General features: G+C 59.0%; 10 protein-coding genes. 5 read left to right on the plus strand and 5 right to left on the minus strand.

Annotation, left to right across the window (positions count from 1 at the left end):
• Positions 1–7 precede the first annotated feature (7 nt).
• From NBG89_RS28020 to NBG89_RS28035, 4 genes are all read right to left on the minus strand, one after another.
• Complete coding sequence (locus NBG89_RS28020; RefSeq protein ID WP_431323538.1) at positions 8–1045, minus strand: glycosyltransferase family 2 protein; 1038 nt, start codon at positions 1043–1045, stop codon at positions 8–10.
• Positions 1042–2703 carry a Wzz/FepE/Etk N-terminal domain-containing protein gene (locus NBG89_RS28025; protein WP_431323539.1) on the minus strand — a complete coding sequence of 554 codons (1662 nt, stop codon included), beginning with the start codon at positions 2701–2703 and terminating at the stop codon, positions 1042–1044. Before NBG89_RS28025 ends, NBG89_RS28020 begins: the two co-directional genes overlap by 4 nt.
• On the minus strand, positions 2700–4721 hold the full coding sequence (locus tag NBG89_RS28030) for a glycosyltransferase (RefSeq protein WP_431323540.1): 2022 nt from the start codon (positions 4719–4721) through the stop codon (positions 2700–2702). The genes NBG89_RS28025 and NBG89_RS28030 overlap by 4 nt, the downstream gene beginning before the upstream one ends.
• 220 nt (positions 4722–4941) lie before the next feature.
• Positions 4942–5667: a sugar transferase gene (locus tag NBG89_RS28035; protein WP_431323541.1), complete on the minus strand. Its 726-nt coding sequence runs from the start codon at positions 5665–5667 to the stop codon at positions 4942–4944.
• A 328-nt stretch (positions 5668–5995) separates the two neighbouring features.
• Between NBG89_RS28035 and NBG89_RS28040 the strand changes: the two genes are divergently transcribed.
• The 5 genes from NBG89_RS28040 (at position 5996) to NBG89_RS28060 (ending at position 11273) form a co-directional block, all read left to right on the plus strand.
• The gene (locus tag NBG89_RS28040; protein WP_431324572.1) at positions 5996–7066 is read left to right on the plus strand and encodes a glycosyltransferase; all 1071 of its coding nucleotides are present in this window, start codon (positions 5996–5998) and stop codon (positions 7064–7066) included.
• Positions 7067–7114: 48 nt separating this feature from the next.
• Complete coding sequence (locus NBG89_RS28045; protein ID WP_431323542.1) at positions 7115–8443, plus strand: polysaccharide biosynthesis/export family protein; 1329 nt, start codon at positions 7115–7117, stop codon at positions 8441–8443.
• Between the two features lie 119 nt (positions 8444–8562).
• Entirely contained in the window at positions 8563–8892 is a 330-nt protein-coding gene (locus NBG89_RS28050) for a hypothetical protein (protein ID WP_431323543.1), read from the plus strand.
• 281 nt (positions 8893–9173) lie between these two features.
• Positions 9174–10316 (plus strand): glycosyltransferase, encoded by a 1143-nt coding sequence (locus tag NBG89_RS28055; RefSeq protein ID WP_431323544.1) that lies wholly within the window; start codon positions 9174–9176, stop codon positions 10314–10316.
• A 30-nt stretch (positions 10317–10346) separates the two neighbouring features.
• Positions 10347–11273, plus strand: coding sequence for a glycoside hydrolase family 16 protein (locus NBG89_RS28060; protein ID WP_431323545.1), 927 nt, complete (start codon positions 10347–10349; stop codon positions 11271–11273).
• On the opposite strand, the gene NBG89_RS28065 is transcribed toward NBG89_RS28060, so the two are convergent.
• Positions 11264–12715, minus strand: a complete 1452-nt coding sequence (locus NBG89_RS28065; protein ID WP_431323546.1) for a hypothetical protein — start codon at positions 12713–12715, stop codon at positions 11264–11266. The two genes, NBG89_RS28060 and NBG89_RS28065, sit on opposite strands and share 10 nt — an antisense overlap.
• Position 12716 lies beyond the last annotated feature (1 nt).

Raw genomic sequence — 12716 nt, forward strand, 5'->3', positions numbered from 1 at the left:
CACCTGGTTAAAAGAGCGCCCGCAGCAAACCGCGCATCGACCGCTTGCCGGCATCGAGCCGATAAGACAGGCCGCGGCGCGCGTGACGGTTCGGGAGAATTGCCATGAGGAAAAGAAAGACCGCCATCGTGCCTTTGGTTGTCAGAGAGTTGTCACCAGCACCGATCTTCTTCACCAGGCGCCATAGCGTCATTGGCGAAACGCGCCGGCCTTCCGCAATCGCAAGATAGATCGAGCGCTCCAGGAAAAATTGCGTTTCATCCACCGCGACAAGGTCTGCCGCCTTTCCTATTGGCTCAAGCACCCGTCTGAGATGATCCATTCTGTCTACGAAGCGGGCGATCTCACGCCGCAGGATTTGCGCGTCCAGAGGCCGCCCAAGGCCGGAATCATTGCGATCATGTACCCGGTAACGTCCAAGCGGCGTCGACAGGCTGACAATATCGCCGAAGAATGGTGCTGCAAACAGTAGCACGCCGTCGACTGCGTGGTCGTAGGTCGCATCGCGCAGGATTGCACACAGATCGCGTCGAAACACATTGCCGGATGTTGGCGGGCTGACATAGGTTCCGTTTCGCAAAACGCTTTGCGCCAGCGCCCCAGCGTCGCGAAAGGCGGCAAGTTTCGGAACCGGTTCACCGATGATTGCGCCATTGCGATCTGTGCGCAGCAACGGAAACTGAAGCTTTGCAACACCCTCGTCAAGCTTGGCCATCATCGTCGCAAGCGAGCCCGGCGCAAGTGTATCGTCGGCATCGAGGAAGAGCACGAACGGGGCTTGCGTCCTGCTCAATCCATAAAAGCAGGCAGCGCGCTGGCCGCAATTGCTGATGCGATACGCCGAGACGGGGTGACGTTGGATAACGTCCCAGGATCCATCTGTCGAACCATCATCGACAACGACCAATTCGCAGTCGTCGCATTTCTGCTCAAGCACGCTTCGTATCGCGTCTTCGACGTAGTCCGCATAGTTGAAACACGCGATGACGACGGCCAGAAGCGGCGGCGCTGGTTGAAGCGCTGCTGCGTTCTTTTGCTTCGTCATCGCCGCGCCTTGTTAAGAACGGTGCCAACCACATTGGCACCGGCACGGCGCAGCAGTTGAACTGCCTCGATGACCTCCTCGATGGTCGTCTCACCAGCCTGTGCCACGACAATGACGGCATCGGCGTAGGCAGACAGTGCCAAGGCATCCATCGATGCCTGGAGCGGGGGAAGATCAAGGATGACATCGCCCTTCAAGCGCGCCGCCTCCAAAATCCGCTGAACGCGGGGATTTCTAAAATCGGTGAACAGATTGGCGTTTGTGTCGCGCGAGTGGATGGGCAGGACGGCGATGCCTTCGACCGCTCCAAAAGAAATTTCTTCGATTGGCAGTCCGGCAAAGGCAGCGTCGGCAAGAGATGCCGAGGGCGATGCATGGGCTTCCTTTTCGACGGGCCAGTTTGGTGCCTGCGGGTTCTGGAACAGTGTGACATGCCGGCCGCTTCTACTGATCAGCTGCGCCAGACTGCTGGAGATCATGGTAACGCCGGCCCCTTGCGACCAGGACACGACCGCAACCGCAATGCTGGTATCGCTGCGCAGGCTGGTGCAGGCAATCTCTACAGATGTTCTCAGGTCATGAATGGCGCGAACAAAGCCAAGGTGTTTTGCGCCGACATTCCAGGGAACGCCGTTGGCGTCGGGCGCAACCGGGATCGTGCCAAGGCAGGCAATACCGCTGTCGCGCGAAAGCTCGCGCGCGTCACGCACCTTTCTGTCCAGTGCCAGCCTGACAGCCACAAGCCCCAAGCCACCGAGAAGCCCAAGGACGCCACCAAGCGCGGTGATCAGCGTCTTGCGAGGCGCCGACGGGCCAAGCGGCGTCAGTGCGGCGCCAATGACGCGTGCATCGGCATCGGGCGTGGGGATGGCGGGAAGGGATCCTTCGTGCATGGCCAGGCGCGCGGCCTCCATCTGTCCCGACAGGGCGTCCAACCGTCCCTGCAGCGCTTCGGTCCCGGCCCTCGCCATCTGCTCCTTGAACGCAATCGCCTGGAATATGTAGCCCGACACGACGGCGTTTGCGACCCGCGCCGGCAAGCTCGGATCGGATGACGAGTAGTCGACCTCGATCACGAAGGACTGGCCAACGCGCCGCGCATTGAGGCGCTTGGAAAAATTCAGGAATGCCGCACGCTCGGCGTCGTTGACGAGCATTGCATCCTCGCTCACCGGATCGCGCGCACTTTTGGCAACCCCTGCCCGGGAAGGCGCGACAGAGGTGCTGATCGTCGACAGCAACCGGTCGATCAGACCCGGCTGATCGGCGCTGAGTTCGGCACTGTCTATCAACCCCAGGCTTTCGAATACCGACGACAGCAACCGCTCCGATCGGATCGTCTGCAATTCGCTGTCTGCGCGATTGAGATCGAAGCCTTGCTGAACAGAAAATTCCTGGCCCGACGCGGCCGACTGGCGCGGCTCCAGGAGCAGCGTCGCCGTTGATGTGAAGGTGGGCGGCAGCGAATGCGCATAAAGGCCCGCCAAAACCAGACCGGTGATGGTGCACGCCATAAGGCTCACCTTGTGGCGAAAGCTAAGAGCGATCACTGACCGCAACAGTACAAGAGGGCCGTCAGCCGCGCTCTCGGGCTGCGCTTCGTCCAGCCGCCACAGTCGAGAGGCTGCCTCAAGGGGCCGTGGTCTGTTGAACATCATCGCTGTTGCTGCCTCCAGCCGGGTTTGTTGGTTGTCGGGCGCGAACCGATGGCCGCAGCTCTTTCTGGCTCCAGCCTGCCGCGCAAGATGTCGGCGAGTGCAAGCAGATTGCCCTTGGCCCTACCCCTTCTGTCGATGAATGGTTCGGGCCAGACCGTGCCAACGAAGTTGCTCAAAGTGTTGCGAAAAATATGATCTGCGACCTTGACCAGGCTCATTGTCCCCTTGCCCATCATGTAGAGGGGATTGATCACTTGCGAATATCCCAGACGTTCGCCACTGACCCGCCCGCTCTTGACACCCATGTGCACACCAAAGGCCTGCGACCACCGGATCAGTCGGCCTCCATGGCGCTCCAGCGCGGCTGCAAAATCCCGGTCTTCAAGCCAGCCGTAAAGGACAAGACGCTCGTCGAAGCGCAGGTCGCCGATTGCCGCAACGCGGAAAGCCATGTTGCAGCCGTAGGGGCTATAGGGCTCGATCCATTCCCCGTTCTGTTTTCCTGCCGCGGCAACGAGGCGCACGGCCTCATCGAAGCCAATCCCCGCTCCCTTGATGCCATCGGCAACCACACGACCCGTAAAGCCTGCAACCTGGCTCTCGTCACGAAAGACGCGCGCAGCCTCGGCAAGCCAGTCGGCGTCGGCAACGAAATCGTCGTCGAAGAAAGCCACGATTTCGGTTCCTGGTTTCAGGTTGGCGAGGGCCGTGTTTCTTTGTGCCGCAAGCCCCGCCGGTCCGCTCAGGATCGTTACGCCCGGAAGCAGGACAAGGTCTCCGGCGTCTTCTGGATCCACGCAGGATATGATGACCGTGTCGGGCCTCAGGCTCTGGGTTTTGAGGAAGTGCCTGACCGTGGCAGCGGCAATGTCTGGTCTCCCGCGTGTTGCAAAGACAACGGCGATGCACGGTGCGGGGGTTGGCGGCGGCGCATGGACTGGCAACGTCGCGGTAGGCTGTTGCAAAAGGTCCAGATATCCTTCAGCGGATCGGGTCCAGGAGAACCGGCGGGCATTTTGCGCTCCGCGGCCGACGAGATCGTCGCGCAGGTCCTTCGACTGCAAGAGAGCACGAACATGATCAATCCAATGCGGTAGGTCGAACGGCGACGCAAGCAGCGCCGCGCCGCCGCATACTTCCGGCATGCTTGCGCAGTTTGACGAAACGACAGGGCAGCCTCTGGCCATTGCCTCCAGGATCGGCAAGCCGAACCCTTCTGTCAGTGACGGAAAGGCGAGGCAAAGCGCGCGGTCGAGAAGATAGGCGAGATCGTCGTCCGATACCCTGCCATAAAGGTAAACGTTTGATCTGTCCTCAAGCAGCTCCGCTGCGAATATGCCGTCGCCACCGCCAGCAATGATGATGTCGACGCCCAGCTTGTCGAGGTCGGGCGCAATGTTCATCAGAAGCGACACGTTCTTGTGGCGGGCCCTGGATCCGAGAGCCAGCACATAGGGACGCGGCTTGCGCAGGGCAAGCAGCCCTGGGGCGGACGTGGCCCGCTCCGGATTCCAGACCAACGCATGCTCGTGCCCGTTCGGCAAGATCGCGATGCTTGCAAGAGAAACCGGCAGATGCCGGGCAATCTGCCGCGCGGCGGCCTGCGAGACCGTTGCAATTCGCGCCGCTCGGCGCGCAAGAAGCGGCTGGAGGTTGTGGTAGAACGCCCGAAACATGAGACTGTAGCTGTCGGGGGCAGCAAAGATGTTGGCGTCGTGAATGCAGACAATCTGGTCGCTCTTGATTGCCGGCGCTGTATTGCAGAGGTTCAGGAGCCTGTGCCCTGCCACCCTTGCTGGCAATTCGACCTGCTCCCACGCGTGTCCCGTCAAAGCGCCGCTCGTATTCACTCGCAGCCTTGCATATCCGGGGTCCTTTGCCGCAGTGGGGGCAAAAACGACGGGCTGATGCTCCTGCTCGAAGCTGTCCATCGCCCTGACGATATTGCGCGCATAGCGCTGCACGCCAGTCGTCGTCTGCGTCAAAAACCGACCGTTTATGGCAAACAAGGCGCTCATCTCAGAGCTCCCGCCGGCAGCAAGGGCGAAGGCAAAACTGGGTTTCGATCATGTCTGCCAGGGATCTCCATATCCGCCGTTTCTACATCGAATGATCGTCATTGCCTGAAAGCCTTGGTCGCCCGCCAAAAGCCAGAGCCCATCCTCCACGCACAAAATCGCCAGGCCACGTCGATCAGACTGAAATGAAAATGAATGCGTGAGGGCCCGCGCTTGACGGCTAATAGCTGCCGCGCGAGCGCAAGACGGCCGGAACCGTTTTGATCAATATGGCCAGATCGCCAACAATGCTTCGCTCCTTAACATAGCGCACGTCGAGCTGGACGCGCTCGCCATAGCTCGTGTCGCTACGCCCGCTCACCTGCCAAAGTCCGGTGAGACCAGGACGAACCTTGATGTAGTCGGCGAAGTGGACGCCGTAGAGTTCAGCCTCGCTCGCCACGATCGGGCGCGGGCCGACGAGGCTCATCGTGCCCTGAATGACGTTGAGAAGCTGCGGGATTTCGTCGATGCTGCTCTTGCGAAGAAGCGCGCCAAACGGTGTTATGCGTGGATCGTCCTTGAGCTTGCGGGTGGCATTCCATTGCGCCCTGTGATGCGGATTGGCGGCAAGGTAGCGCGTCAGGATCTCATCGGCATTGGTGACCATGGTGCGAAACTTCAGGCAGTGAAACATCACACCGTTCTTGCCGATGCGGCGATGGGCGATGAAGATCGGGCGCCCCTGCAATACCAGCAGGATCGCCATCAGCATCAGGATCATCGGTGCGAGTACGACAAGCCCGACGAGCGCTAGCACCGCATCAAGGCCGTATTTCCCAATTCCGGCGACGACCGCCGAGGCATTCCTCTTTGACTGAGTAAAACCGCGCACGGGCAGGTTGCGGCCGTGTCGTCTCGATTTGTCGAACGTGTCGAACTCTCGGCCGAGATCAATTTCCCTCATCCGCTTACTCCCACATAACTGAAACTATTTCTGGGCATGTGCAGAGAATGCCCGAGCGGGCAAGCACAAGAACGTTAACAAGTATTAAACGATTTGACAATAAGTTTATTGCGCCGCACTATACAAGGGTGCAATGCGGGAACGAGGCATACTTCGAGGAAGTTATTGTCTTATTTCTATTATAGAACTGCTCTAGTCTGTCGAACTATACATATCGAAAACTAGATAGGTTCTGCACCCGTTTTAGCACGCTACGGTAAGTATTACTCATGTGTGTTTAGTGGAGCATTGCGTGCGAGTAGCGATCATACATTACTGGCTGGTAGGTATGCGCGGCGGCGAGAAGGTCCTCGAGGCCTTGTGCGACATATTCCCGACTGCAGATATCTATACGCATGTCTGTGACCTTGGCGCGATTTCCGACGCGCTGAAGGCCCACCGAATCCAGACGACCTTCATTGGTGCCCTGCCCTATGCGCGCAAAATGTACAAGCGGTACCTGCCGTTAATGCCGATGGCGCTGGAGCAGATAGATCTGGGGGCCTACGACCTCGTAATCAGCAGTGAATCGGGACCGGCCAAGGGCATCATCCCGACCTCTCCTGCGCTGCACATCTGCTACTGCCACTCGCCGATGCGCTACATCTGGAACATGTACAACAAGTACTATGACAGCTCAGGCCTCATGACCCGCCTGATGATGCCGCCGATGGCGCATTATTTGCGAACCTGGGATGTTGCCACAGCCAATCGGGTCGATGATTTTGTCGCCAACTCGACAACCGTTGCACAGCGTATCAGGAGCTATTACCGCCGCGATGCATCGGTTATCCATCCACCCGTCGATACCGCTGCTTTCAGGCCGGTGCCCGCCTCCGAACTCGGCGACCACTATCTGATGGTCGGCGAACTCGTCAGCTACAAGCGGCCCGACCTTGCCGTTGAGGCCTTCAATCGTCTCAAGGCCAAGCTCGTCGTGATCGGCGGCGGCGAAATGCTCGAACATCTAAGGAAAATCGCCGGTCCCACCGTGACGGTCCTCGGGTCCCAGCCGTTCGACGTCCTCAAGCACCACTATGCGCGCTGCAAGGCGCTCGTATTTCCTGGCGAAGAGGATTTCGGGATCGTACCGGTCGAGGCCATGGCAAGCGGCAGGCCGGTCGTGGCCTTCGGGCGCGGCGGGGCCACCGAGACCGTCGTTGCAGACAAGACCGGAGTGTTCTTCAAAAATCAGACGATCGAGGATCTCATGGATGCCGTTCAACGCATGGAGAGGCTGGATTTCAATCCAGCCGATGCGGTTTTGCGCGCGGCGGAGTTTCGCCGCGAGGTCTTCACAAACCGCTTCCGCACGTTCATCGAACGCGCAACCGGGACCGAGCTTGCCGTTCCGGCTTAGTCGCGACGCGATGGCATCCAGAAAACCCTCGCCTCATGGAGCATGAGCATGAGCATGTCATTTAGATCCGTCAGGCACTCGGGCGCCAGTGCTGAGCTTCTTGCCCGGCTCTCCAAGTTCTTCCGACGTCTTGCTGCTGCAGCCGTCGTCGGCTCTTTTGGCAGCGGCACTGCCGTGGCGCAAGATTATCTGCTCGGCCCGCAAGACGTGCTCAAGATCCGCGTTTTTGAATGGCGACCGAGCACAGGCGCACCCTTCGAATGGGTGCCGCTGACGGGTGAGTTCGCGATATCGGCGGCAGGAAATCTCTCTTTGCCAATCATCGGTACGGTGCCGGCCGCCGGCAAGACCCTTGAACAGGTTTCCGACTCGATCGGCGAGCGCCTGCAAAATCAGGTAGGGCTGCAAAAGAGACCGAATGCGTCTGTTGAAATATCCTCCTACCGCCCGTTTTTTGTGACCGGGATGGTGGCAACGCCCGGCAGGTATAGCTTCAGTCCGGGCCTGACGGTCGTCCAGGCGCTCAGCATGGCAGGCGGCATCGGGCCCGTTGACGCGAACCTTATCAGCCTGCAGCGTGACGCCCTGACGGGTCGCGGCGATCTGCGCGCGCTCGAAGCCGAGCGGCTCGAGCTTGTTGCGCGCCAGGCACGCATCGACGCGATCCTCGATAACGCCTCGGAGATCAGCTTTCCCGCAGAACTGACGGCGCGAAAGGACGAGCCTGGAATTGCACGAATGCTGGCCGAGGAAGAAGCTCTGTTTGAAACCCGCATGCGCGCGATGGAAACCGAGATTGACGCACTCAATCAGGCAAAGATACTTGCAGCAAACCAGATCTCCGGGCTGAAAGAGAAGGCTGCATCGCTTGGCAAACAGATCGACCTTGCCAACAAGGATGTGGGCTCGGTCAACAAGCTTGTTTCGCAGGGATTGACGGTCTCGACACGCCAACTTGGCGCCAACCAGAACCTCGCCGACCTGGAAAGCCGCAATCTTGATGTCTCGCTGGCCGTCCTGAAAACACAGCAGGACCTGGCCAAGGTCGATCAGGACATCGGCGACGTGCGCAACCGCTATCGTATTAGCGCTCTGACCGAAGCAGCCGAGTTGCGAGATCGCTTCGCTTCCAACGCGAAAAAGACGGAAACGGCAAGCGACCTCTTGAGAAACCTGGAAGTCCGGGCACCGGCAGCAATCGCTGCGCTGGAGGAGGACAAGGACACGTATGCCTTCACCACGTCGATCAATCGCGTGATCGACGGCAGCAACCAGAGCTTGATCGTCTCCGACAACGAGCCGGTGGCGCCAGGCGACGTTATCCGCGTCGAAAGACGACAACGGGGGGGATCAACGGCCTTGGCCACCAGCAACTGACAGCCCAAGGCGCCTGCTGGTCCAAGACACGGGCTGAAACTGGAACTTTTGTTGGCCGGTCGGCTTATCTCTCGTCTTCTTCAGAGAATTTTAGCTTGCCTATGTCAGGTATATGATCGATGATTGTGCAGGTTGTCCTGCACAGGAGGTCGGAGCAGCCTATGGGGTGGGCATTTGCAATCTGTTTTGTCATAGGCGCGATTTGCGCGTTGCGTCTGCCTATTCTTATTTTTACCCTCATCGTTGTTTTCGTGATGCTGGGATACGCCATCGTCGGTCTGACGACTGGCAGTGGAATCCTTGCAGCCATCGGTTGGGGCATAGCGCTCGCCTCTTTGCTCGAGGCTGGATATCTCTTTACCCATGCAATCCTCTATTGCCTGTATACGCGCCGTGCGAGCGGCGCACGGTCCGCGCGGAAGATTCAGTCGAAATATACTGCTGACTAATGACAACCTCCTGACAGGTTGCGATTGCACGACCGAGTGCGTCGGCGGGACGTGAAAGTCACGGTCCGTGACAGTGCGGCGATGAACCGCAGAACCGCCTGAACAGGCGAGAAGAATTCGCGCTTTCTTCCTGATCTTTACTATTGCATTTTACGCCGCACTGCACAATTATATTACGTCAATGACGATACTTATTGTGCGTTGCGCAATTATTATAAACGCCCAAATATCGTTTACATATATTACGGATACGACCCGATCGGCTCAAAGAGGATCTTATCATGGAGCTGAGTACCGCAAGGCTCGGGAAAAAGCGTCCCTTTCCTTCCCCGTCGCGCCGAAAAATTCTCTATCTGCAGCCTGGCACACAGTCCTTTGCCGGCATCGAGCGCGTGGTCGATACGATTTGCTGCAAGCTCACCGAAAAATACGGCGATGATTTCGAGGTTGACGTTCTTTACACGTCCGCCCATCAGAACCGGCCGACAGATCGAAATTATCACGCCATCGATCGACGCCCTCACGGCCGGCTGCAGCTGATGACTACGTTTCGCGACGTCATCAAGAGCAAGGATTACGATCTCGTCGTCGTCCCCCAGATCGAACCTGCCGTGATCGCGATGCTTTCATGCCTCGGCATTCGACGCAACTTCGTCGTCCACCTGCACGGGAATCCAAAGCGCGAATGCAGCCATCTGAAGGCAAGGATACTGTTCTTTCTGATGAGGGTATTCTTCCTTGAGCGCGCATCTTACGTTTTTGGAACCTCACCGCGTCAGCTCGCATCCTTTCGCGAGATGTTTGGCAGCACGGTTCCACAATATTGGGTTCCAAATCCGGTTCGCAGGTTCCAGGGCGTCGAAACAACGAATGGCGGCGAGGCCGGGTGCGTAACATTTGTCAATGTGGGCCGCTTTTCCTATCAGAAAGGTCAGGACATTCTCGTGCGCGCCTTCGCGGAGGTCTACAGGCAGCGCCCGAACGCGCGTCTGAAAATCGTCGGCCACGGCGCTGGCGAAGCTGATCTGCGTCACCAGATTGACCAACTTCAGCTTCGTGACGTCGTCACGATCGAGCACCACCCGGACAACCCACAACCCGCGCTCTCGGCCAGCGACATCTACGTGTCGACGTCTCGCTGGGAGGGTTGGTCGCTCGCCATATGCGAAGCGTTGCGCTTCGGCCTGCCGGTCATTTCGACCGATTGCGAATTCGGTCCGAGCGACATTCTCGTTGACCCGAGGCTTGGCCGGCTGGTCGATGCCGAGGGCGGTCCTTCCCTCGTTGCCGCAATGGTTCATTACTGCGATAACGTTTCCGCCGAAAAAGCCAACGCGGACTTCCGCAAGGCCTTTATCGATCAATATAGCGAGGATCTGGTGGTCGACGTGCATGCGAGTGCGCTGCGCGCCGCTGCGCGCTAGTCACCACAGCTTGTTTCCTGGAGGACGTCAATGGCCGGACACCGCATGTCCCGAAGAGGCTTCATCTCCACGATCGCGCTTGCGGTCTATGCAGGCCTTGGGCCGGAGCGCCCCGCACATGCCGAGCCCGACGATCCAACGGCAGCCCGCAGCCTCGCCTTTGAAGACAACTTTTCGAAGCTGGATTGGTCCGTCTGGAACGCCGGGCCGAAGGCTGGGAAGTCGGATCCAGGCTTTTACGGACGTTCGGCCTTTGCCAGGCGTACCGGCGAAGAAGGGTTCAACCCCTACTCGATTGTCGACGATCCGCGGGCGGTTGATGGCAAGGCCCTGCAGATTTCTGCCAAATACATTGGCGCGCCGATGTCGGTCCCAAGCTACTACGGCAACAACCACAGTGAATATCAGTGGATTTCGGGAAACATTCAAACCGCAAAGAAGGATGGCACCGTAACCGAAGGCTGGCGGCGAGGCTATTTCGAAGCGCGGATGCTTTTCCCGAGCCATCCACTGAGCTGGCCGGCATTCTGGTTGATGAACGCCCGCAGCATTCTCGGCACACCGACCAGCATCGAGCTCGACGTCGTCGAGCACAAGGGCTTTGAGTTGTCGCAATACGGAACCTACCTGCACGAATGGGGTCAACCGGGAGAACATCACGAGGGCACCGGCGTGCCTGCAGGTCTTGATCTGACTGAGGACTATCGACGCTACGGGATACTGGTCGATGACACCAAATGCGTGCCCTATTTCGAGCGCAAGCCTGTCATTGACACCCGTACCGGCCAGGCAGCGAACTGGCAAATCCATCGCGCCCCTGACCTCGACGTCGATGGCGACGTTTTTTGGCCACTGCTCACCCTCGCCCTGCGAGCCGACGTCCCATATCCGAAGGTGCTGACGCCGGACCAGCTTCAGACCCATATGCGGGTAGACTATTTGCGCGTTTACGTTTGACGTTTGCTTGAGATCACTCGAGGCACAAGGCGCGCCTGGGCCGCCTTCTCGAGCGCTGCGCCACGCAAGGGCAGCAAAGGAATCTCGCCCGTCCTTGCAACCGGCCGGCTGGCGCAAAGGCCGGCCAGGACGAAGAATAGAAGCCCCAGATCCACGGTCGGTCCAGCCACCAGAGATCCGATCAATAGAGCCAGGCAGCCGTTCAACGCGGCAAGCCTGACGTCGGACTCGAACGTGCGGGCAGACAGACGCGGTCTCAACGCCGTCATCGCAAACAACAGGAAGAAGACGGCACCCGGAATGCCGACATTCGACAACAGCGCGAGCGGGAAGCTCGACGTGCGCGCTGTGCCCAATCCCACCCCGAGGCCTACCGAGTCGACGAAGTTTTGCAGCGCTGCAGCGTTCCATGAGCCGCGTTCCAGAGCCGAACTCGACGTCGATTTGCTCAGCACCAACAGGTCTACATAGTCATAAAGCGAGCGAGAAAGGTTCTCCTGAAGCACGACGAGAAGAAAAAGCGCCAGCACGATCGGTGGGGCAAGAAGCACGACGGCGGTGCTGCGCTGGCTCTGCGGCCCAACACCGCAGCGCAAAACCGCGGTGAGGTAAAGCAGGAGCAGGCAGATCGGGGCGGCAATCAATCCAGTCGAGGAGGTCGACAGGATGATCAGGGCAAACGAACAAAGAGCGAGCGGCCCGGTCCGCCGGGTCCGGCGGCCACAAATCCAGAGGCTCCCGGTAAACCCGAAGGCGCCCAGCGTCATTCCCGCAAAGGCTGATGCCTCCGGCCACGACCCGACGATACGTTTCATGCCGTTGACGGTATCGCTGTCGTGAAATGTGTACTGCGCGTTGCGCACGAACTGTAAAAGACCCTCAGTTCCCGTTGCGTTGGTTGCCAAATCCAATGCGGCAAACATCACGTTGACGACGGCATAGGCAACAAGCCCATTGAGCGTTGCGCGAAAACCGGAAGGCGTCGAGCACACAGCGGTGATTGTCACGAAACACAAAAGGTCAGCTGCAAGGTATATCGTTTGCGTCAGGTTGCTCGATACCGGACCGAGCGGCACGGTGCCGCCGGTCGAAGGATAGTCAGAGGCGCCAAGGGGTATGATGTAGCTCATTCCCGCAAACAGCCTGGGCGAGAAATAGGCCGAAATGGCGCCATAGACCACAAGGCACGTCAACCAGAACGCTGGCCGACCAAAGCGAAACGCCGCTAACGCGACTGCCGGCAGTTCGCCGGCGCGCAGTCCGGCGACAGTGAGGAACAACAGGAACAGATGTGCCGGCGGAACGCTCGACCCGCCGAAGGTCAATGCTGCCGCAGATCCCAGCAATGTCAACACGATGAAGGATTGCACCGTCGTCGGGTATCCGCGTGTCAGGCAGTAAAATCCCAAAAGGAGGGTGAATATCCCGATGGGCTCTACCATC

Source organism: Rhizobium sp. YTU87027, from assembly GCF_050644135.1.
Classification (GTDB): domain Bacteria; phylum Pseudomonadota; class Alphaproteobacteria; order Rhizobiales; family Rhizobiaceae; genus Rhizobium.